The 23,276-nt window shown below is 34.2% G+C and carries 22 protein-coding genes; all 22 read right to left on the bottom strand.

From position 1 onward, the window contains the following. Positions 1-102: 102 nt before the first annotated feature. A complete protein-coding gene (locus HMPREF9075_RS12355; protein WP_009416953.1) occupies positions 103-1,311 on the bottom strand; it encodes a UDP-N-acetylglucosamine 4,6-dehydratase in 1,209 nt (402 codons plus the stop codon). 129 nt (positions 1,312-1,440) lie between these two features. Then, on the bottom strand, positions 1,441-2,517 hold the full coding sequence (locus HMPREF9075_RS12350; protein ID WP_009416952.1) for a GDP-L-fucose synthase: 1,077 nt from the start codon (positions 2,515-2,517) through the stop codon (positions 1,441-1,443). Next, positions 2,517-3,674 (bottom strand): GDP-mannose 4,6-dehydratase, encoded by a 1,158-nt coding sequence (gmd, locus tag HMPREF9075_RS12345; RefSeq protein WP_009416951.1) that lies wholly within the window; start codon positions 3,672-3,674, stop codon positions 2,517-2,519. Before gmd ends, HMPREF9075_RS12350 begins: the two co-directional genes overlap by 1 nt. Before the next feature lie 58 nt (positions 3,675-3,732). Further along, positions 3,733-4,701: an acyltransferase family protein gene (locus HMPREF9075_RS12340; RefSeq protein ID WP_232305117.1), complete on the bottom strand. Its 969-nt coding sequence runs from the start codon at positions 4,699-4,701 to the stop codon at positions 3,733-3,735. Between the two features lie 44 nt (positions 4,702-4,745). Further along, on the bottom strand, positions 4,746-5,495 hold the full coding sequence (locus tag HMPREF9075_RS12335; RefSeq protein WP_009416949.1) for a glycosyltransferase family 2 protein: 750 nt from the start codon (positions 5,493-5,495) through the stop codon (positions 4,746-4,748). After that, on the bottom strand, positions 5,485-6,537 hold the full coding sequence (locus HMPREF9075_RS12330) for a glycosyltransferase family 4 protein (RefSeq protein WP_009416948.1): 1,053 nt from the start codon (positions 6,535-6,537) through the stop codon (positions 5,485-5,487). The genes HMPREF9075_RS12335 and HMPREF9075_RS12330 overlap by 11 nt, the downstream gene beginning before the upstream one ends. Beyond that, positions 6,512-7,822 (bottom strand): hypothetical protein, encoded by a 1,311-nt coding sequence (locus HMPREF9075_RS12325; protein WP_009416947.1) that lies wholly within the window; start codon positions 7,820-7,822, stop codon positions 6,512-6,514. The genes HMPREF9075_RS12330 and HMPREF9075_RS12325 overlap by 26 nt, the downstream gene beginning before the upstream one ends. A 59-nt stretch (positions 7,823-7,881) precedes the next feature. Beyond that, positions 7,882-9,021, bottom strand: a complete 1,140-nt coding sequence (locus tag HMPREF9075_RS12320) for a glycosyltransferase family 4 protein (protein ID WP_009416946.1) — start codon at positions 9,019-9,021, stop codon at positions 7,882-7,884. Continuing rightward, positions 9,018-10,058 (bottom strand): glycosyltransferase, encoded by a 1,041-nt coding sequence (locus HMPREF9075_RS12315; RefSeq protein WP_009416945.1) that lies wholly within the window; start codon positions 10,056-10,058, stop codon positions 9,018-9,020. The genes HMPREF9075_RS12320 and HMPREF9075_RS12315 overlap by 4 nt, the downstream gene beginning before the upstream one ends. Next, complete coding sequence (locus HMPREF9075_RS12310; protein WP_009416944.1) at positions 10,055-11,281, bottom strand: polysaccharide biosynthesis C-terminal domain-containing protein; 1,227 nt, start codon at positions 11,279-11,281, stop codon at positions 10,055-10,057. Before HMPREF9075_RS12310 ends, HMPREF9075_RS12315 begins: the two co-directional genes overlap by 4 nt. After that, positions 11,265-12,248 (bottom strand): glycosyltransferase family 2 protein, encoded by a 984-nt coding sequence (locus HMPREF9075_RS12305; RefSeq protein ID WP_009416943.1) that lies wholly within the window; start codon positions 12,246-12,248, stop codon positions 11,265-11,267. Before HMPREF9075_RS12305 ends, HMPREF9075_RS12310 begins: the two co-directional genes overlap by 17 nt. Before the next feature lie 9 nt (positions 12,249-12,257). Further along, positions 12,258-13,277: a GDP-mannose 4,6-dehydratase gene (locus HMPREF9075_RS12300; protein WP_009416942.1), complete on the bottom strand. Its 1,020-nt coding sequence runs from the start codon at positions 13,275-13,277 to the stop codon at positions 12,258-12,260. Further along, a complete protein-coding gene (locus HMPREF9075_RS12295; protein WP_009416941.1) occupies positions 13,274-14,152 on the bottom strand; it encodes an NAD(P)-dependent oxidoreductase in 879 nt (292 codons plus the stop codon). Before HMPREF9075_RS12295 ends, HMPREF9075_RS12300 begins: the two co-directional genes overlap by 4 nt. A gap of 23 nt (positions 14,153-14,175) precedes the next feature. Next, complete coding sequence (rfbH, locus tag HMPREF9075_RS12290; protein ID WP_009416940.1) at positions 14,176-15,489, bottom strand: lipopolysaccharide biosynthesis protein RfbH; 1,314 nt, start codon at positions 15,487-15,489, stop codon at positions 14,176-14,178. Between the two features lie 31 nt (positions 15,490-15,520). Further along, positions 15,521-16,588: a CDP-glucose 4,6-dehydratase gene (gene rfbG, locus HMPREF9075_RS12285; protein WP_009416939.1), complete on the bottom strand. Its 1,068-nt coding sequence runs from the start codon at positions 16,586-16,588 to the stop codon at positions 15,521-15,523. After that, the gene (gene rfbF, locus HMPREF9075_RS12280; RefSeq protein WP_009416938.1) at positions 16,579-17,352 is read right to left on the bottom strand and encodes a glucose-1-phosphate cytidylyltransferase; all 774 of its coding nucleotides are present in this window, start codon (positions 17,350-17,352) and stop codon (positions 16,579-16,581) included. The genes rfbG and rfbF overlap by 10 nt, the downstream gene beginning before the upstream one ends. Positions 17,353-17,363: 11 nt before the next feature. Beyond that, positions 17,364-18,356, bottom strand: coding sequence for a 2Fe-2S iron-sulfur cluster-binding protein (locus HMPREF9075_RS12275; RefSeq protein WP_034557743.1), 993 nt, complete (start codon positions 18,354-18,356; stop codon positions 17,364-17,366). Next, a complete protein-coding gene (locus HMPREF9075_RS12270; protein WP_009416936.1) occupies positions 18,353-19,363 on the bottom strand; it encodes an NAD-dependent epimerase/dehydratase family protein in 1,011 nt (336 codons plus the stop codon). The genes HMPREF9075_RS12275 and HMPREF9075_RS12270 overlap by 4 nt, the downstream gene beginning before the upstream one ends. Positions 19,364-19,411: 48 nt before the next feature. Further along, entirely contained in the window at positions 19,412-20,254 is an 843-nt protein-coding gene (locus HMPREF9075_RS12265) for an NAD-dependent epimerase/dehydratase family protein (RefSeq protein ID WP_009416935.1), read from the bottom strand. A gap of 10 nt (positions 20,255-20,264) precedes the next feature. Then, positions 20,265-21,584, bottom strand: a complete 1,320-nt coding sequence (locus tag HMPREF9075_RS12260; protein ID WP_009416934.1) for a UDP-glucose/GDP-mannose dehydrogenase family protein — start codon at positions 21,582-21,584, stop codon at positions 20,265-20,267. Between the two features lie 100 nt (positions 21,585-21,684). Continuing rightward, entirely contained in the window at positions 21,685-22,644 is a 960-nt protein-coding gene (locus tag HMPREF9075_RS12255; protein ID WP_009416933.1) for a PhoH family protein, read from the bottom strand. Between the two features lie 10 nt (positions 22,645-22,654). Continuing rightward, positions 22,655-23,071: a CBS domain-containing protein gene (locus tag HMPREF9075_RS12250; protein ID WP_009416932.1), complete on the bottom strand. Its 417-nt coding sequence runs from the start codon at positions 23,069-23,071 to the stop codon at positions 22,655-22,657. Positions 23,072-23,276: the final 205 nt, after the last annotated feature.

Genomic DNA, 23,276 nt, shown 5'->3' with positions numbered 1-23,276 from the left:
CTGTAGTTCAGATAATTTTTGTTACATATTCGGCTTATCCTTCATCACATACTCGGCTGCGCCAGCTCGCCGACTTTCCTTCGCTCAACCTTCGCTCGGCTTTTACATCTTACTATCTAAATAGCGTCCTGTTTCGTGATGGTCGAAATTTACCAAAAATTCTTTCATCAGTGCGGTAATATCGCTCTTCTCAGTAGCAGGGTTGTTGAATAGTTGGGTTAACTTATTTATAAAATTTTCTATTTCAGAAACTTCTTTAAACGATTGCAAACTGATTACTCCTAAAGATGTATAGTTGTTTAAATCTACTTTTTCGCCTTCAGTATAAAACTCTTCATAGGGTTTTTCGCCTGTGGTGTCGCTTTTTGAGAAATAAACGGGGTACCATTTGTCGGTTTCTTTTCTGCTTTCGGCTTTGGCGATTGCTTCGGCTTCGCTTTGGCACTCAAGTGGCGTATAGCCTAATTCTTTGAGCAACTGGGTGGCTATTCCCGAGAAGGTAAGTACTTGCTCTTTCTTTAGCTTCGGAAAGTATATCTGTCCGCTACTACCTAATATACAAGCCATTAGGCATATTTGTCCGCTTTCTTCGGGCGACACAAAATAGCGGGTTACATCGCAAGGGGCTGATAGGGGTTGGTTTTTGGCGATGCGTTCTAAGAATCCTGCGGGCAGCGAGCCGTTGGAAAAGGCTACATTGGCAAAGCGAGCGGTAGTTACAGGGAAGTGTTTGGCATAAGCCATTATCATATCTTCCATAATTTTTTTGCTGCCTCCCATTATATTTACGGGGTTGGCAGCCTTGTCGGTAGAGACGCAAAAGAAGTGTTGTGGGGGGTAATCGCACAATAAATCTAATAGTTTTTTGGCATTTACTACGTTGTTTTTGAGCAATGCTTCTACTGAATATTTATCTTTTTCGCTTCGTACGTGCTTATGTGCCGAAAAATTGGCTACAATATCAAAACCTGCGCGTGCCTTGAACATCTTTACAAAAACTTCATCGGCATAGTTCATCGGGTAGGTTACATAGTCGGTAGGCACGATAAAGGCTGAAGTGCTACGCAACTCGCGCGTAAGTTCGGTAAGTGCGTTTTCGTTGATATCTACAACTACTAATGATTTAGGACTGAAAGGCAAAAGAGCTTTTATAAACGAACTGCCAATAGAACCTGCACCACCAATAACTAATACGCTTTTGCCTTCGATGGCTTTTGCTAATGCTGATTGATGGGCGTGCAAATCTGCCCTAAACATACTTTCAGGACGCTTGGTAACGTATTTATCTATAAACTCGTGGAGGTGTATCATCTGGATATTTTTTGCAAAGGTAGTAAATAATTATCAATTATAGGTAATTTGCTGTGTATAAGCATAAAAAAACTTTGCCAATACTGTGGTAAGCATTGGCAAAGTTTTGGGTGAGATTGAGGAAAAAAATTAAATGGTTTGTAAATAATTTTGATACATCAGTTTAATTCCCTCTTGCAGTTCAATCTTATGTTTCCAACCTAAATTGTGTAGCTTGCTTGGGTCGGTAAGTTTACGCATTGTACCATCGGGTTTGGTGGTGTCAAATTCTATTTCGCCTTCATAACCAATGGTTTGCTTTATATAGTAGGCAAGTTCTTTAATTGTAACTTCCTTACCTGTTCCTATATTGATATGAGTATTGCGAACCTCTTTAGCTCCTAGGGGATAAGTATCTTTGAAATCGATACGCTCCATCACAAATACACACGCATCTGCCATATCTTCACTCCATAAAAACTCACGATAGGGGGTTCCTGTACCCCACAAAGTTACTTTTTGCGCTGTAATACCATATTTAGCTAATATAGCGGCTATTTCATCGTCTGTATTTTGCCCTAAAACGCCTTCTACAGGTCGTTTATCAAGGTCTTTTCGTACGCCTTCCCAATCATTATGTCGCAATAAGTTTGATAAATGTATTTTGCGAACCATAGCAGGTAATACGTGCGAATTTTCAAGGTGAAAATTATCATTAGGCCCATAAAGATTGGTTGGCATTACTGCTATGAAATTGGTGCCATACTGCAAATTGTAACTTTCGCAAAGTTTGATTCCCGCTATTTTAGCAATAGCATACGGTTCGTTTGTATATTCTAAGGGCGAAGTAAGCAAACAATTCTCTGACATTGGCTGCGGAGCCTCTTTAGGATAAATACAAGTACTGCCCAAGAAAAGTAATTTTTTTACCTTATATTGAAACGCTGCGTGAATTACGTTATTCTGAATCATCAAGTTGTCGTAGATAAAGTCGGCACGATACGTATTATTAGCCATAATACCTCCCACTTTAGCTGCTGCTAAGAATACATATTCTGGTTGTTCTTGTGCAAAAAAATCAATCACAGCTTGGTTATCGCGCAAGTCTAATTCTGTACTGTTTCTGCCTACAAGATTAGTGTAGCCTTTCTCTGTAAGATTTTTCCAAATTGCTGAACCTACTAAGCCATTATGTCCTGCAATGTATATTTTAGCGTTTTTATCCATTATTCAAAGTAATTCATTATTGTAAAACCACCTTCTTTGAGGTAAGCATCGCGTTTGAAAAGTTTAATGTCCGAACGCATCATATCTTCTATCAATCCTTTAAGGTCATATTGTGGTTTCCATCCTAAAACTGTCTGTGATTTTGTAGGGTCTCCAATAAGCAAATCTACCTCTGTTGGTCGGAAATACTGAGGGTCAACTAGTACTACAGCTTCATTTTTAGCTATTTTATCTTCTATATGTGCAAGGTACTTTTCACCTACTTTTTCACTAAAAACAGCTTTGTTTACAGCTGTTATATAGCCTTTTTCATTAACTCCTTCGCCTTTAAATTCTATGGTAAGTCCTATTTCTTGTGCTGCTAAGCTAATAAAATCACGAATAGCTGTGGTAATACCAGTAGCAATTACATAGTCGCTTGGAGCATCTTGTTGCAAGATAAGGTACATTGCTTTGATATAGTCTTTAGCGTGCCCCCAGTCGCGTTGTGAACTGAGGTTGCCCATATAAAATTTTTCTTGCATACCTAGGGCGACTCTACTAAGCGCACGGGTTACCTTACGAGTTACGAAAGTTTCGCCTCGTATAGGCGATTCGTGGTTAAACAATATACCATTAGAAGCGTGCATTTTATAAGCTTCACGATAATTCACGGTAATCCAATAGGCGTAGAGTTTTGCAACTGCATAGGGTGAGCGTGGGTAGAAAGGTGTTTTTTCGCTCTGAGGGACTTCCTGTACCAAACCATAAAGCTCAGAAGTAGAAGCTTGGTAGATACGAGTTTTTTCAGTAAGTCCCAACAAGCGTACCGCTTCAAGGATACGAAGGGTGCCCAAGCCATCTGCATTACCTACATATTCTGGGGTTTGGAAACTCACGTGTACGTGGCTCATCGCTGCAAGGTTATAGATTTCATCAGGTTGTACCTCTTGGATAAGACGCGTAATATTCATACTATCGGTAAGGTCGCCGTAATGAAGTATAAGATTTCTATTTTCAAGATGAGGGTCTTGGTAAAGGTGATCAATACGATCAGTATTAAACAAAGAAGAACGGCGTTTCATACCATGAACCTCATATCCTTTTTTAAGCAGGTACTCTCCGAGATATGCTCCGTCTTGCCCTGTGATACCTGTTATAAGAGCTTTTTTATTCATTTCCAATATTTTTTGCAAAAGTACAAAATTTATTTTATTTTCCTTGATAGATTTTCAATTATCTTCCTCCCGTAATGATACTATACAACTTAGGTGTATATTTTTGCAGTCCTTTAGCAATAATAATACATAAGATTATTGTAATAATGGCATTGAAAAAATAGAAAAAAGGCAAAAACAACTCATTCTTTCTAATAATAACATTTGATATTTTTTTAAACGTACTTAACAACAAAGGTTCGTGTATTAGGTAAATGAAGAAAGAGTAAGATGAAAGAGTAAATAAAATCTTACTAGGAGTTTCGCTCTTTATACAAATGTCATACAAACTCCAAATAGAAATTCCTCCCATTATTATGCTGATTTTTAGTAATATATCAGAAATTTCATTATTAATACCTAACTTTATATTGACTATTGATTTTATTGTAAGAGCTAACAACCAAACAAGAGTTATAAGATAATAAACATTTCCTTTTCTTTTTTGTAACAAAATAGCTTCATTCGAGAAAATATAAAAGGAAAAAGATGTTATAGGTAACCATAAAAGAACTAGTATAAATATAAAATATACTTTTAAGAACTTAAAAAGATAATGTATAAAAGGTGCCAAAAGAATCAATAGTATCAAATCACGTAAAAACCATAACTGATATGGTAAGGGATCTATAAAAATAACTTTCAGAGTATCTGTTATAGAATTATGAAAGATATTAATACTTTTGTTAATATAGTGCCCAAACAAAGGGTCTAATATAAAAGTATAACATAAAACTATAAAAAAAGACATTAATAAATAAGGTAACACTAATGTTTTAAGTCTTTTTTTAGTTTTTATTATATAATCATTTGTTGTGTTTTGGTAAGACAAGAAATAAAGGTAGCCTGAAATTGTAAAAAAAATAGGTACGGCTACACGAGCCACTCCTTGACTAATAAAATACTGCAAAAAAGCTATGGCTTCAGACATTAGAGTATTATTTGTAGTAGTTTCAATGTAGGAATGAATAAACACCACTAATACCATTGCTATTAGTGATAAAATTTTTAGTTTATTACTAAGATAAGTATTCATTTTCTTAAATATTGTAGAGTTTTTGAGAGTGGTTTTAAGATAAATACAAATGGCAAAATAGATAAACCATTATCTTTCCAGGCATTATAGCATTCTATATTAGCTTTAATAATGTTTTTTATACTTTGGTTACTAGCTCCTCCTACTCGCATTTTTACCAAGGTTTCAGGTATATATGCGACTTTAATTCTATTTTTTTCTATAAAACGTAGCATTATTTCGTAATCTGCTCCTATTTTATACTTCAGATTAAAGTTGCCATACTTATCATATACTTCTTTTTTCACAAAAAAAGTTGGATGGGCAGGGTGCCACCCTTTTTTAAACAAACCTTCTTTATAAGCTTTAGATTCCCAATAGCGAACAACTCTATTGGTGTTCCTTGCGTCTACATATTCTAAATCTCCATACACTCCTTCATATTCTCCTTCTTGAAAAGTTTTTACGACTTTCGCTATTACATCATTTGAATTATAAAAATCATCTGAATTGAGAATGCCAACAATATCACCTGTAGCAAGCGCAACTCCTTTATTCATTGCATCATAAATGCCTTTATCAGGCTCTGAAATTATTTTTTTTACTCTATTGGGAGTGTTTCTTATAAGCTCAAGTGTATTATCTTTAGACCCTCCATCTATGATAATATGTTCTATATTAGCGTAATCTTGTTTATTGACTGATAAAATTGTATCAACAATTGTTTTTGCACTATTATATGTAGGTGTAACAATACTAACTTTCATAATCAAATATCTTTAATATTCTTTCTTTATGGATTTTATTTGAATAAAACTTAAAATATCGCTTTTGTAAGTGTTCTGATAGATTTGTTAATGTTTCTTTGTCTGTTTTTAGATATAAATAAATTGTTTTTTTTAGCCCTTCCAAATCCTTAGCTTGAAACAAAAACGGGTAATCATCTCCTAACATATTTCTAATATCACCAACGTCAGAAGCTATTACTATAGTACCACACATCATAGCTTCTAAGATAATTAAGGGTTGTCCTTCATTATAAGAAGGTAACACAAGAGCATCGGCATTATGAATTGTATTAAACTTTTCTTCTATTAAAACACTATTTATATGTACTGAATTACTTTGATAAGTTCTTATTTGTTTTTCTAACTTTTTATCAGTAAAGCTCCCATAGCAATTTAGTGTCAAATTATTATCTTCTATCGTTTTGAAAACATTTAACAAATCTATAATTCCTTTTTCAGCTATATAGTTTGATAAATATAGTAAGTTGTTCTTATTATTTTCTCTTATAGGATATTCCTTCTCAGGAATAATAGTATTGGCTAAATAACATACCTTCGTATTCCCTTCTAAATGCTTAGGAACTAAAGTTTCACTCAAAAAAATAAGTTTATCTGCTCTTTTTACAAAAAAATTAATAAGCAATTTAGAAATAATAGAATGATTATAAAAAGATTCAAAATCGCCGCGATGAATATGAAAAATCGCCTTACCTTTACTTTTTTGTTTAAAAGCTATTAAGTAAAGAATATTCTTAAGCATCCCCAAATATGATATTGCCATATTAGCATAAAAAAAATCAAAACATGTTTGTCTGACTCTTTTTCTAATTTGTCTTATAATATAGTATATCTGCTTTATTTTTGAAAGAGCAAATTGATTGTGATTAGACAAAGGAATGTATTCTTCAATAGGAAATAGATTAAAACACTGTGAAAGTATTTTAATATTCATAGCACTAGAGTTACTTACTCCGTGAATAGTTTTAGGAGGCAATTCACCCACGAATAGTATGTTTTTCATTCTTTTTCAGAAGTAATGTTGTTGCTAAATATAAAGGGACTATATAAAATGATATTTTAAATAAGCTTATTATATTATATCCAACCCAGGTGGGAAATGTTACTAATACCATCACAGTATAAAGTGTAAAAACTAAGCTTTTTGTGTTCTGTATTCTATTAATAACATATGAAATAAAATATGGTATTAGTATAACTCCTACATAAGACAGATAAAAGTAAGAATAGGCACTAAGGAGAGCACCTCCTCCCGTATGAGCTATATTTTTCTGAATATAAGTTATTACTGAAGCTTTGGCAGGTAACCAAGAATAAGGTATAACCAAAGAAAGAACATTATAAAAAAACATTTCTATGCGTGTAGAAATATTCAATGTATCAGATAATGCTGTGTTATTAAGTACTGACGAGGAATAAAAAATATCATTTTGATTTCCAAAAAACTCTATATATGTTGTTAAAAAATCTTCTTTAAAAGGTAAAAATAATAATTCTGCAAAAGAAGAATTGAGAGCTAACAAAGGTTTAGTGCGAATAGCCCCCATTAATATAAAAAAATACAATATAGGTAAAATCAATACCCCTATTCTTAAAAGCGAAAAATTATTTTTTCTATTATCATAGTATAATAAAAAAAGTAAAAGCCCCAACATTAACACACCCATCCTTCCTCCATATAACAACAACTTAACTGACATCAACAAAGATAACATTAAAATTATCCGTTTAAAAATCAACTCTTTCCCACTATATATATACAAGAGAGGCACTAATATAACAAAATACATTCCAAATCCTCCTAAATTACTATTATTACCTTTTTGTCCATAGCCACCTGTTTCTAAAATTGTTTCCCCTTGTATGGAAAATATCAAGAAAAATAGAAAACAAGCACATAATAAAAGAAATATTTTCACATTCTTCCTCTGAGGTAACTTTTCACTGATATATAATTTCTTCTTAATAGGATGTAGAAATATATCTAAAGCAAATAGAAATATAGCGTGTATTTGTAAGGTTTCATAAAAACCTCCTTTAGGAGGGTAGTAAAATATGTATTGTCCCGCAAAAAAGAACGGAATAAGATTAATTATATATGAAAAAAGAAATAAACACATCAAGAGTATAGGCAAACTCTTATAAGTTTTAAATATAATAGAAAGATTGGCTACTATCGCTAAAGACAGTAACAATTTAGGAGATTCTTCAAAAAAAGAATACAAGATTACCAATATGTATATTAGCAATCTTACAAAAATAGAAAGCAAATAGCTATATGACATCATTCTATATTTAGCAACTTGTTCTGTTTTTATCTTTTACTTATATTATAACAACTACTATACTATAATTTATCTTCTCTCATTTGATGTATAAAGTTTTCAATTCTTGTGTTTTTATCAAAATTATTCAAATAGATCTGAAAACTATTTAATCCATATTTATCAAACATTTCTTTTTCTGATATTAGTTTTTCATATTTTTTCTTAATTTCATTAGGATTATATGGATCAAAACTATATCCATTAACACCTTCTTTAAGAGCTTCGTAGTGATTCCCACAATAGGTTGATATAAATAAAGGCATTTTCATCTTTAAAGCTTCTACAACAACCAAAGGAGAAGCGTCTGTAAATGATGATAATAAGAATATATTTGCCTTATTATATAATTCATTTATCTGTTGATAGTCTTGAAAGCCCAATAAAATTATATTCTCCCCTAAATTGTTCTTGTCAATATACTCTTTATACAAGTTTTCATCATCCCCATCTCCTGCTATTAGAAATATAGCTTTTTTTATATTCTCAACACCTATAGCATTAAAAAAGTTAAGTATTCCTTTTATAGATTCTATCAAACGTGCCGGCATAAAAAAAACCGGTAATGTATTTTGTTTACGCTTTTCTAAATAATTACTTTCTAACTGAAATACATTTTCATCAATTAAATTAGGAAGATGTACAAATTTTTTAGGCTTAATATTCCATTTTTCAAAAGTTAGCTCTGCCATTTTCCCTGGTACTATAAAATTGCCATCAATAGTATTAAAAACAAAATTTCTAATAGTCCTTTTTATTAAACTATCTTTCCTAGCTCCAAGTGTATTCATATTAGCTTCAGACCATATATGAAACCTCTTTTTAGTAATTCCTAGTCTTTTTAAAACACACAAAGTAATTACATTTATATCATTCCAAGAACCTCCTAGAATAAGTTCAGATTCTTTTTCTTTCAAAAGTCTACAAACAAGAAAAGGATTAAAATGAAAATGAAATCCTATTTTCTTAAGAAAAAAATAGAACCCTTTTGTATCAATAAAATGAGGATAATTTAGCTTTTTTAAGTCAATCCTCCAACTTCTCCCCATTTCACTTTCTCTCATATAAAATACTTTAAAATTGAACCCTTTTGTGAAAAGATCATTAAAAAAAGATACTCTATATGGAGCTATAATGTTCTGTATAAAAATATATGTTTTCATTCGAAAATATCATTTAATAATTGTTTAACTCTACTATCTATATCATAACCACTTTGTGCAGCTCTGTTTTGGCTATTCTTCCCAACTATTTCATAACGATTATTTTGCAAATAATATGTCGCTTTTTGTACCAAATCATCAGGAGTGTCAAAAAAGACTATTTCATCATTCTCTTTATATAATCGTTGTAAGGCAGGGGTACGCTCTGAAAGCATCATTGTTCCACAAGCTGGTATTTCAAAACAACGGCGGGTATATTCATCGTTGTTACGCTTAGACATAAATACTAATGATATCTTTGCCTTGCTAATAGTTTCATAGTATTCTTTTTCATATATAGGATATATATATTTATTATAATGCGACAACTTATTTTCCCAACCTGCTCCAAAAACAGCAATAGATATATTTGCTTGGCAAAGAGCATCAATACACGTTACTCTGTGATCTTTTTCATAGTGTCCTATGAATATAATATCATATACTTTTGTTTGAGGTTGCTGTGGTAATTGTGAAGGAATATAGTAAGGCATAAATAGCTTTACTTGCTTAGCGCCAGCTGTCTTATATTCCTCTATATTCTTTTGTCGATACACAAAATTTAGGTCAAAAAAAGGTAATCCTTTTACAAAATATGTCCATAATCTACGCTGGTTCATTCTATTTTTCCAGCTTACTTTTTGCAAGTTTTTTTTATAAAATTCAGAAAAAGGGTCATCATTATTATATGATACCAAAGTTGTGCTTACAGTCTTTTTTATCAACCACAAAGTAATAGGTAGCACCATAGTGCCTCGCCACACTAATAGTATATCAGGTTTTTTTATAAAAACTTTTATCCATAAGCACAAGTTCATTAATAAGGTACAAATCCCTACAAAAACAAAATGTCTTTCTATTTTACCTATAATATTAGAAAAGTATTTTTTAAAATGAAACTCTTGAATATCATTATATCCCAATCTAGAAAGGCTTTCAATGACAGCTCGTTCATATATGTAATAAGAAAAGTCTCCTGCTATAAATATTTTTTTCATTGAATAAGTTGCAAATTATTTTTTAGCTTTCCAATTTCTTTTTTAAGTATAAATGAATAATATATAAAGATAGTTATTTGGGTGAAGGTATTTGCTATAGCAGCTCCTAATATATCCCAAATATGTATAAAAATAACATTCAATATGATATTTGCTATTGCCGCAAAAAAAGTCACTTTCAATATTTTTTTCTCTTGTCCCATACCTATTAAAGTATAAGAATTAACCATTGATAGAGCATTAAACATAATAGAAAGAGATAAAATAACAGAGGTAATAACTACTTCCATTGAGTTAAGATCATATAATAGTTCTATTATATATTTATTAAAAAAAACACTAAAAAAAACAAATAAAATAGTAATAAATAATATTAGCTGAAATTGTCTTTTTCTTCTTTCTATAAAACCTATAAAATCTTTATTATTTAAATAATTCCGTATCTCAGACAAATAAATAAAGCTAAAAATACCTATAGAGGGTAAGACAAACATTGTAATAGAAGTTGCTATTTTATAAAGTCCTACTGAGGTATCTCCTATAGAATATTTTATCAAAATAGTGTCTAAATTACCATATATTTGAGTCATTAATGATGTAAACATTAGTATTTTAGAAGCATTCAAATATTTTAATATTTTGTCTACTCTAACCTGATCATAAGAAATTTTCTTCAATTCTTTTAAAACAAAGAAAATAGATGTACCCCACGAAAATAAAGACAATAACAAAAAACTAGATAATGTTTTAGGTTGAAAAAGAACTAAAGCTATTATTAATAAACTTATAGGTAAAATATTAGGAAAAAAAACATATTTATCTAATTTTCTAAGTCTTAAGGAATATATACTTATCTGAATAAAACTTGTAAATAAAGAAATAATATAAATACAAGCAAGATTAGAGAACTTATATCCTATATTTAAAAAAATAGGAAGTAAAAAAAGAAAAATAATAAATGTTGACACTATTATAGTAATCAAAGCTACTAAATAATCTTTTACAATAGCATTTCTTAAATAGTTTGTTAATATTCCTCCATAAACTACAGCAAGAGTCATATTCATAATTGCTAACAATGAATAATACCCCCCAGAAATCTCTACCCCAGAAACTCGTACCAAGACAACTCCTAACAAGAAACCTAATAATTGGGCACTTAGCTGTCCAGATACTTGATATAAATAAGTAGGTTTTACAATATGTCTAAATATTTTCAGCATTTTCTAAAAAAGCATTTTCTCTTTTTACTTTCTTATATAACTTATAAAATAGCTTCAACAAACTAGAAGGAGCTTTTGTTATTATCCTATAATAAAAAGGAAGTTTATAAATTTTAACTATATCTATCAATTCCTTTTTCACAGTCTCTCCTTTTTCCATCCTATAGAAATAGAAAGGTCTTAAAATACTTTTACTAAAAAGTGTCTTCCTATATAAATCAATATACGAAATATCACTTTCTTCTAATTTTTTATATATATATAACTCATCTCTTACAAAAACTTTAAATACATTATCAATGTTTTGAGTAAAATGGCTTCCATTAGAAATATCTTGAAAAACTAAAACATCTTTTGATATATTAAATCCATATTTAGACTCATATAGCAAACATACTAATTTATTTGTATAAGCATTATAGTTTAGAGTCTCATCTTTTTCTATAACATTTAAAAAGATATTTACTAATTCATTTGTTTTTAAGATAAAAGAAGTAATAAAACCTGCTCCCAAAGCCTCTAATATAGTATCTTCTTTAATACTAAAAGTCTCTATTAAATCGCTTTTCTCTTCCTTTGCAAGAGAAATATCAAATTTCTTAAAGTTTTTACGCCTAAAATAGAAACCCGTTTGCTTGTATGATTTTTCTCGAAAAAAAATCTCTAATGCTTTAGGGTGAAAAAAATCATCATCTCCAAATACCCAAGTCCATTCAGTATCAATTTTCTGAATTCCTTTACATATATTCTTAGTTATTCCTATATTACTACTATTAGTGTAAAAACTAATATTAGGGTTAGATAAAGAAGTTAAAAAATCATTTGTTTTATCTGTAGATGCATTATTCCCTATTAATATACTAAAATTATATCTATCTAGAAACGATAATAAATAATTCAGAGTACGTTTTAGTTTCTCTAACCTATTATATGTTGGTATAAATATTGTTAAATTACCTTTATTCATTTTATACAATTAATTATTTTCAACCCATTCTACCATTTTTTGAATGCCTTCTTTTGAGGTCATTTTAGGTTGCCATTCTAATAGTTTTTGTGCTTTAGTATTATCAGCCACAAAAACTAACTGATCACTCTCTCTAAAAGGAAGCTCTTTATATTGCATTTTTATACCTAAAAGTTCTTCTAACAAAGCAAAGAGTTCTAATAATGAAAGGCTATTTTCTATCCCTCCTCCAATATTGAAAACTTGTCCTTGAGCTTGTTCTATATGCTTTACTCCTTGAAAGTAAAGGTTTACTACATCATCTGCATAAAGCACATCGCGTACCTGCTTCCCATTGCCAGAAATAGTAAATAGCTTTTGGTTTGTTTTCTGCTTAATTTCTATTGCTTTTTGCACAAACCAACCAATCCAACCTTGATCAAAGGTAGCGTGTTGATGACTACCATACATTGATGAATGTCTAAATACTACTGTTTTGAGTCCATAAATACGATGAAAATCCAGTAAATATTGGTCAGCAGTTCCCTTAGAACACCCGTAAGGCGAATGAAAATCTAAAGGATAACTTTCAGGAAATCCATTAGGATATTCTTGACATAGATAGCGCATCTGTCCTTCTTCAAAAGTAAGATTAGCAAAATCTCCATATACTTTATTAGTTGAAGAATATAATATACAAGCATTAGGACAATATTTTCTAATGGCATCCAATAAGTTAAAAGTACCGATTGCATTCACTTCAAAATCCAAACGTGGATTTTCTATAGAGGTGGTCATCGCTACTTGTCCTGCCAAATGAAAGATAATATCAGGCTGCTCTTTCTTGATAACAGTCTCTACATCATTAGTATTGCGAATGTCATAAGGATAATAAGTAAAGATTCCTTGTTTTTTGAGCCACTCTAAGTTTTGCGAACTACCATAACGAAAAAGATTATCTAAAACTACTAATTCTTCTCCTCTATTTAATACTTCTTGCGCTAGGTTGCTGCCTACAAAACCACAGCCTCCTGTTATCAAATATTTCATTTTATTTCTTTTTTTACAAATCGTTCTATATTTTCTTCTAGAGTCCTTTTAGGTTGCCATCCTAAAGAGCACAACACACTATTATCTACCTGAGGTTCCATAATCTCACCCTCTCGGTAAGGAAGTGCTCCAAAATTCAATTGGGTTTCAATCGGGCTACCTTTTAGTTTTTCTAATGTACTTTTTACCAGTGTTACAAAAGTTTTTACAGGGGTAAGCACTCCAGTACATACTTCTATATCATTAAAGGCTTTTAATTGTGATGCTTGTTCTAAACAAATAAGATAAGCATTTACCACATCGTCTATATAGATAAAATCGCGTTTTTGTGTGCCTGCGGTGAGTGGTATATATGGCTTTTCTTGCTGGAGTTCGTTCAAAATCCAAGAAGTGAATTTATCATTACCATCTTGCTCACCAAACATATGTTCTAATTTTAGGTTTATTACTTGTATCTTATCAGAAGCTACTTGCAGCCACTCTTCAAATTGGTTCTTTGAAAGAGCATAAGTGTTTATTTGTCTATTCAACAATGTGCCCGTATTAAAAAATGTTCTGGTATTAAAGTTTATTGCTGTATTAAGCAATTCAATACCAAACATTAAGTTTGTTTCAAGTATCTTTTGTATACTCTCTCCTTTTCTACCATACACGCAAGCCGTATGAATAACAATATCTATAGGCTGTTTTTCAAAAGCCGTTTGCAAGGGTACACGATCTATATCATAGCTTTTAAAGGTGTTTTCAAAACCTTTTAAGCGCCACATATCAGAGGTAGAGCGCTTGAGTACTACTACTTCATAGCCCTTATTTATCAATGCCTTCAGTAAATGGCTCCCCAAAAAACCTGTCGCTCCTGTTAAAAGTACTCTCATAATTTGGTTACCTATCGTAACAACTAAAAATTCACCCCAAAATATTCTTCTAATTTCTCAGCGATATACTCTAAATGTTCCTCCCCTAAAGCAGGATAAATACCTACCCAAAAGGTTTGGTTCATCGTAATATCAGTATTAGTAAGGTCTCCTACTACACGATATTCCACTCCTTTAAAATAAGGCTGCTTAGTAAGGTTACCTGCAAAGAGTAAACGTGTACCTATTTTGTGCTGGTCTAAGAAACGGAGCAAATCCACCCGAGCGGTACCAGATTCTTCTTTAAGGGTAATAGGAAAACCAAACCACGAAGGGTCGCTATTAGGGGTTGCCTCTGGCAGATATAAAAAGTCAGTAAGTGTTTGCAATCTATTTTTTAGATAAGCGAAATTCTTACGGCGTTTTTCTATAAACTCCTCTACTCGGTCTAACTGAGCCAAGCCACAAGCAGCCTGCATATCACTAATTTTTAGGTTGTAACCTAAGTGTGAATACACATATTTATGGTCATAACCAAAAGGCAAATCGCCGTGTTGTTGCGAAAAGCGGCAGTTGCAAGTATTGTCGCAACCTGGTGCACAATAGCAATCACGTCCCCAATCGCGGAAAGACTCAGCTATGGTTTTTAGCTCTGCATTGTTAGTAAATACTGCCCCTCCTTCACCCATTGTGATATGGTGAGCAGGATAGAAACTCAGAGTAGCAATATCGCCAAAAGTACCTACTTTTTGTCCGTTATAGGTAGCACCCAACGCATCACAGCAATCTTCTACGAGCCAAAGGTTATATTTCTCACAAAGAGCTTTTATTTTCTCTAAGTTGAAAGGGTTCCCCAAGGTATGAGCGAGCATTATCGCCTTTGTTTTAGGGGTAATAGCTTGTTCTATAAGGTCAGCATTTACATTATGTGTGTGTAAGTCTACATCTACAAATACTGGTATAGCTCCAAACTGAATAATAGGGTTCACCGTGGTAGGGAAACCTGCCGCTACACCTATTACTTCATCACCTTTTTTAATAGCACGATCACCTAATTTAGGTGAAGTAAGTGTACTAAAAGCCACTAAGTTAGCTGAAGAACCCGAATTTACCGTAATACAATATTTTACTCCTAAAAAAGCAGCTAATTTTTCTTCGAAAGCACGGTTAAAACGCCCAGTGGTAAGCCAAGCATCAAGCGAGGCATCTACCATATTTTTTAGTTCTTGGGCTCCTAACACCTTCCCTGAAGGTGGTATAACAGTAGTGCCCCCCTCAAAAGGCTTTGGTTTGTAAGCCTCTTGGGCGTATTTTTCAACTAATTGAGCTATTTCCTGCCTAATGGTGTCTAAAGTCATTTATATTTTATAGTGTTTTTTGTTGTTAGTTTTAATTATTGTATTTCTCTATTTCTTGCAAACACCTTGCTTGCATATCAGTCCCTTGTAGCCACGAACGGTGCCAATGTACTATTTGCTCCAAGGTTTGCTCTAATCGCCATTTAGGGTGCCATTTTAGGCGCATTGCAGCTTTTGAACAATCAAGTTTCAGAAAGTTAGCTTCGTGAGGTTGTTCACTTTTATCTATTTCATAGTGCGCTCCATCTCCCCAAAAATGTACCATCTTATCAAGTATCCACTGCACGGGTTGGCAATCATCGTCTTTAGGACCAAAGTTCCAACCTTCAGCAAAAGCCTTCCCATCTTGCCACAAACGTTGTGCTAGCACTAAGTAGCCTGAAAGAGGTTCTAATACGTGTTGCCACGGACGAGTAGATAGCGGATTGCGAATGATCACGGGCTGTTGTTTCTCAAAAGCGCGCAGAATATCAGGTATCAATCTATCTTCAGCCCAGTCGCCACCTCCTATCACATTACCCGCACGTGCTGAGGCTACAGCTGCTGTATCAGAAGAGTGAAAAAACGACCGTTGGTAAGCCGAAACTACCAATTCGGCACAACCTTTACTATTACTATAAGGATCGTGACCGCCCATAGGTTCGTTTTCACGATAGCCCCATTCCCATTCACGGTTTTCATAACATTTGTCAGTAGTAATTACTACTATCGCTCTTAAGTGCGAGGCATAGCGCGAGGCTTCAAGTACATTCACAGTACCCATCACGTTGGTACTATAAGTCTCAATAGGCTCTTTATACGAAAGTCTTACCAAAGGCTGTGCTGCTAAGTGTAGCAATATATCGGGGTTAAAAGTGCGTATGCTCTCCGAGAGTTTGCTGAAATCGCAAATATCGCCTATCTCACTCTGCATATGCTGTGCTACTTTGGCTTCAACAAAGAGAGATGGATTTGTAGGTGGAGTTAGAGAAAATCCCTTTACCTCAGCTCCCATCTGTTGTAACCATAGCGATAGCCACGAACCTTTAAAGCCCGTATGTCCTGTGATAAATACACGCTTACCTTTCCAAAAATGAATATCTACTTTTCCTATTGCCATACCTTCCAAGGAGCTTTATCTGTCTGCCACAATTCTTCTAAAAGCGTTTTATCACGGAGCGTATCCATTGGTTGCCAAAAACCTTCGTGCTTATAACACATCAGTTGTCCATCAGTTGCTAAGCCTTTTAGGGGTTCTTGTTCCCAAATAGTGCTATCACCTTTTATGCGCTCTATTACTTTTGGAGAAAGTACAAAGAACCCTCCATTGATGAGCGCTCCATCTCCTTTTGGTTTTTCTTGGAACTTCATAATCTGATTATCTACTATATCCAAAGCTCCAAATCTACCTGGGGGATATACTGCTGTAAGAGTAGCCTCCTTACCGTGTGCTTTATGAAAAGCTACTAATTTAGCAATATCAATATCAGCCACTCCATCTCCATATGTAAAGCAAAAAGCCTCCTCATTAGCTATATAAGGCAATACCCTTCTCAGGCGTCCACCTGTCATAGAGTGCGCACCTGTATCTATAAGAGTAACTTTCCAAGGTTCAGCACGTTTTTGGTGTACGTGCATCTCATTATTTGCCATATCAAAAGTAATATCCGACTGATGTAAAAAATAATTAGCAAAATATTCTTTAATAATATAGCCTTTATAACCACAACAAATAATAAACTCATTAATGCCGTAGTGCGAATATATTTTGAGAATATGCCATAAGATAGGCATTCCTCCTATTTCCACCATTGGTTTGGGTCTCAAGGCTGTTTCTTCACTCAATCGTGTGCCGAGACCACCTGCTAAAATTACTGCTTTCATAAAAAATTAATCTACTTATTACCTGCTACAAATGCATCAGCAAAAAAATTTTCTTCCTTCAATCCTTGTCTAGTTAGAAGTTCCTGAGCACTTTGTATCATTACCTCACTACCACAAGCATAGACTTGTGCTGTAGGCCAACTGATAGCCAGTGCTGAAGCTATCTCTTGTACATACCCTTTTGCTCCTTGCCAATTGTCCTCACGAGTCAATACTGATATATATTCAAAATGAGCAAAAGTAAAATCAGGTTTCCAAAATAAGTCTTCTTTTTTTCTTCCTCCCCACAAAAGCCATACTTTTTTATTTGCTAATAATTCAGGATTGGCTTGTAGCTGTTCTAAAATAGCTTTTATAGGTGCAATACCAGTACCTGTAGCTAATAATACAACATCAGTGCATATTTCATTATGCCGGTAGAAAAAAGTTCCTAAAGGACCCTCTACTCTAAGCAAATCATTAGGCTTAGCCTCATTAAACCAATAGTTACTAAACAAACCTCCTTCATAATTGCGAATAAGGAGTTTCAACTGGTTTTCTTCATATTGACTATGGCTAATAGAATAGCTACGTTTATGTCCATTCCTGATAATATCTACATATTGTCCTGCTAAAAACTGAAAATCTACCTTAGGAGGCAAACGCAACACTACTTCTACAATATTAGGGGTAACAGCTGCTATACTGCTTATTTTACAAGGGCTCACTTGGGGTTTAGGTAACTTTATTCCCAAATCTTCTACCGCTAATTTTATATCAGAGCGAGGTACTACATTACACGACAGCACATAGCCTGCGGCTTTCTCTTCAGTGGTAAGTACTTGTTCATCTTGTAGGTTCTCTACCTCTCCTTCAAGCACTTTCACTCTACAACTCCTACAACGCGCCTCAAAACATGAATATTCTAAACTAATATCATTATCTAAAGCAGCTTTTAGCAAAGAGGTATTCTGATCGCAAGTATAGGTTGTGTCGTTTTTTAAATGTATGGTATATTTCATTATTTATAATACTCTTTATACCAAGTTATAAACTGTTTTATACCCTCTTCTATACTTGTTGAAGGTTTATAGTTATAGTCTTTTATTAATTCACTTACATCAGCCCAAGTACGTTTTACATCTCCCATTTGCATAGGATACATCTCTTTTTTAGCTTTCTTACCCATATATTTTTCAATAGTAGCTATAAAGTCCATTAACTTTACAGAATTATTATTTCCTATATTATATATTTTGTACAGAGACCTAAAATCTGTAATAGGTTTTTCTATAATAGTTACCACACCTTTTACAATATCATTAATATAAGTAAAATCGCGTTCCATATCGCCCTTATTGAACACTTTTATAGCTTCTTCTTGTGCAATGGCATTGGCAAATAAAATAGGTGACATATCAGGACGCCCCCAAGGACCATAAACAGTAAAAAAACGCAATCCAGTACTTGCAAACTTATAAAGATGAGTATAAGTATGTGCCATCAATTCATTGCTTTTTTTAGTAGCAGCATATAGGCTTACTGGGGCATCAACTTGATCCTTTTCAGAAAAAGGAATCTTAGCATTCATTCCATATACACTTGAACTACTTGCATATACCAAATGTTTTACTGAAAAATGACGACAACACTCCAATATATTAGTAAAACCCAATATATTAGATTGTATATATGAATCTGGATTTTCAATAGAGTACCTTACACCTGCTTGTGCCGCTAAATTACATATTACCTCAAATTGTTGCTCTTTAACCAATGATGCCAAAGTTTGCTTATCGGTAATATCCATTTTTGCAAATTGAAATGTAGGGTATAACTTGCTGTTTACAAGCTTATTTATAACACATTTATCTTTTTCAATACCTAAAAATGCTAATCTTCCATATTTCAGATTTACATCATAATAAGTATTAAGATTATCAATTCCTACAACTTGATGTCCGTTTTCTACTAAAGATTTACAAACAAAGGCTCCTATAAAGCCTGCTGCTCCTGTTACTAGTATTTTCACCTATGAGAACCGCAATGGCAGTTATTTTTAATTTATTATTTTATTATTTTACAAACTTGCTATAAATTCCTTTATATGCTTTTGAGCTTTCCAGCCAAGCTCTTCTGTTTTTTGGGTAACCACTTCGGCGGTCATACGATTGCCTTTGCGCTCAGGTAACATTTCTATTTTTCCACCAAATAGTTGTGCTATTTCTAAAATTGTATAAGTTTCGGGGCTTCCTATACCATAACCATCGCCTTTACCTTTTTCGCCAACAATGAGTAGCCCTGCTACGATATCATCTATATGGGTAAAGTTGCGCTGCTGCGTACCCGGACTTACTACTGTAAGTGGTTCGCCCTTCTTCATTTTTTCAGTAAAAAGCGCTATAAGGGTTGCATATTTACCTGTACGTATCTCACGCTTGCCATATACATTATAAAAATAGACTATAGCATACTCTAATCCATACCAATTACCATAGTTTTTTACTAACTCGGTATTGGATGATTTGCTCCAGGCATAAGGACTTTGGTCTTTCCCTAATCCCCCATCACCAAATTTAGTACTACTCCCTGCATACACTAATTTACACTGGTGCTTACGGCAAAATTCTAAAACCTTCAGGGTACCTATTTTATTAAATAATAATACCTTATCTATATCTCCAAAGCTTTGCTCTACACGAGAGTATTCTCCCAAATGGTATACAAGATCTGGAACAAAATCTATCAATTCAAAAATATGTTCGGTACTACCTTCTATATAAATAACCCCCTCTACGTGATTATCGCGACTACCAGTAAAATAGTTATCTAATGAATAGACCTGATTATTAGGTTTTTTTGCTAAGGCTTCACAAAGGTTTGAGCCCACAAAGCCTGCTCCTCCTGTTACTAATATCTTCATATCTCTATTTCTATACTCCTATTTGGATATATTCCCAGCCTTTTTGAGGCAAATTGAAAGCGTTGTACTGATTGCGTCCGTCAAAGATTACTTTTTCTTTTAGTAACTTGGCAATTTCTTCAAAGTCGGGAACGCGGAACTCTTTCCATTCAGTAAGTAGCAACAAGGCGTCTGCTTCTTTCAAAGCTTCGTATTTGCTATCTACATAGGTAACCTCTATGCCTTTTAGGTAACACACTTTTGCTTCGTGTACTGCTTTAGGGTCGTATGCTTGTACCTTAGCACCGCGTTTTACCAATTCTTTGATGATATAGATGGCAGGTGCCTCGCGCATATCGTCAGTTTCGGGTTTGAACGACAATCCCCAAACAGCAAACGTTTTACCTGTAAGGTCTTCTCCGTATTTCTTAATTACTTTTTGAGCTATTACGTATTTCTGGCGATTATTCACATTATCTACCGATTCTATCAATTCTGCCTTATAATTGACTTCTTCTGCTAATTTTTTAAGTGCTAATACATCTTTGGGGAAGCACGATCCTCCATAACCGCAGCCGGGGTAGATAAAACTATAGCCAATGCGGCTATCAGAGCCTATCCCAATACGCACTTTGTTTACATCAGCACCTACACGCTCACAGATATTGGCTATCTCGTTCATAAACGATATTTTGGTAGCCAGCATTGTATTGGCAGCGTATTTAGTCATCTCGGCTGAACGAATATCCATTGTTATCATTCGTTCGTTTTGCATATAAAACGGACTATAAAGCTCTTTCATTTTTTTGAGGGCTTGCTCATTATCAGCACCTATTACGACCCTATCGGGTTTCATAAAGTCCTCAATGGCTTTTCCTTCTTTTAAGAACTCGGGGTTGGACACCACGTGAAAAGGGTAACTTACCCCGCGTTTATCTAAAGCAGTTTGCACAGTAGCACGTACTTTATCGGCAGTTCCAACAGGTACGGTTGATTTATCAACTACTATAAGTTCGCCCTGCATAGTTTCGCCTATAGACTGAGCTACAGATAGAACATATTGCAAATCGGCTGAACCATCATCGCCCATAGGGGTACCTACGGCTATAAAAGCTACTTCAGCCTCTTTAATAGCATCCGCTATATTAGTGGTAAAAAATAGGTTTTTATGAGCTACATTGCTTAGCACCATTTCTTCTAAACCAGGTTCGTAGATAGGAATAATACCTTGCTTGAGTTTTTCTATTTTCTCGGTGTTTATATCTACACAAGTTACTTTGTTGCCCATCTCGGCAAAACAAGTACCCGATACTAAGCCCACATAACCTGTGCCAATGACTGCTATTTTCATCGTAATCTTTATTTACAATTTCGCTGCAAATGTACAAACATTTTTGCAACTACCAAAATAAAAAATGTATTTAACAATAATTTTTACACCCTATACATAATTACTCATTTTCGGCGGTCTTATACGCTTCAATAATATGTCGTACTAAAGGATGTCGCACCACATCGGTATCGTTTAGATGGAGGAAAGCGATGCCTTTTACGTTCTGGAGTATGAGCATCGCCTCTTTTAGTCCGGAGGATACTTTACGAGGCAGGTCGATTTGACCTGGGTCGCCAGTAATCATAAATTTGGCATTGCACCCCATACGTGTAAGGAACATTTTCATTTGTGCGTGTGTGGTGTTTTGAGCTTCATCGAGTATGACAAAGGCATTGTCTAAGGTACGTCCGCGCATAAAAGCCAAAGGTGCGATCTCAATAATCCCTGCTTCGATAAAAGCGTTTAGCTTTTCGGGGGGTATCATATCGCGTAGGGCATCGTAGAGGGGCTGCATATAAGGATCTAATTTTTCCTTAAGATCACCTGGTAGGAAGCCTAAATTTTCGCCTGCTTCTACGGCAGGGCGCGTAAGAATAATACGGCGCACTTGCTTTTCTTTGAGCGCTTTTACGGCTAAGGCTACCCCTACGTAAGTTTTCCCTGTACCAGCAGGTCCTACGGCAAAGACCATATCGTTGGTTTGCATCAGCTTGACGAGTTCTTGCTGGTTTTTGGTTTGTGGCTTGATAATTTTGCCATTATTGCCGTGTACGATAATGTTGCTTTTGGCAATGATTGTCTTATCGGGAGCGGCTTCATCTTCAAAGATACGATCGATGATATGGGGGGTTAGCTGGTTGTACTTATTGGCATAGGCAATAAGTTTTTTGATTTGTTTTTCAAAATCATTAAGTTGCAGCGTATCGGCGAAGGCGATGAGCTTGTTGCCTCGTGCTACTATTTTCACTTTGGGAAATAAGTTGCGGAGATGCTTAATATTGCTTTCGTCTTCGCCGAAGAGCAACTGAGGGGATACTTCGGTGAGTTCTAATGTTAATTCGTTTGTTGAATCGTTCATTCGTTGTTTATTAATACTGTTCGAGGAGGTATTTCACCAAATCGGTAGTGGTAACGAGCCCTACTAATTTGCCGTTTTCAACTACGGGTATGGAGTGGAAACTTTGTTGTGATAATATCTCGGCTACTTCTTTGATAGAGGTACTGGCATCAACCGTTAGGGGGCTTTTTGCCATTATCTGGGGTATGGTGTACATATCGTACACTACTGAGGTTACTTCTTCTTCGCCATCGGTCATATCGGCGAAGCTGATGCGCAACAAGTCGGAATAGCTTACGATACCGATGAGCTTATCGCCTTCTACTACGGGTATATGGCGAATATTATGTTTTTTGAATAGGCGTTCGGCTTCGTAAAGTGACTGTGTGGGAGTAAGAACGACTAGGTCTTTACTCATAATCTGTGATACTGGTACTCGTTGTTTCATAATGATTTATTTATTTTGATTTTTTACACTACAAAGGTACGAAATAAAATAATATCTGCCAAATTTTTCTTTATTTTTTTAAATTGTGGGAGGTTATCCTTGCCGACATTCCTTCGTCACATACTCGGCTGCGCCAGCTCTGTGCGAGCCGCACGGGCTTTTATCCTTCGGTGATCCTTCGCTCATCCTTCGCTCAAGGTTCGCT

This window comes from Capnocytophaga sp. oral taxon 332 str. F0381, assembly GCF_000318275.2.
GTDB lineage: Bacteria > Bacteroidota > Bacteroidia > Flavobacteriales > Flavobacteriaceae > Capnocytophaga > Capnocytophaga bilenii.
Note: the sequence above shows the minus strand (reverse complement) of the source record. Positions and strands in the feature narration are given on the sequence as shown.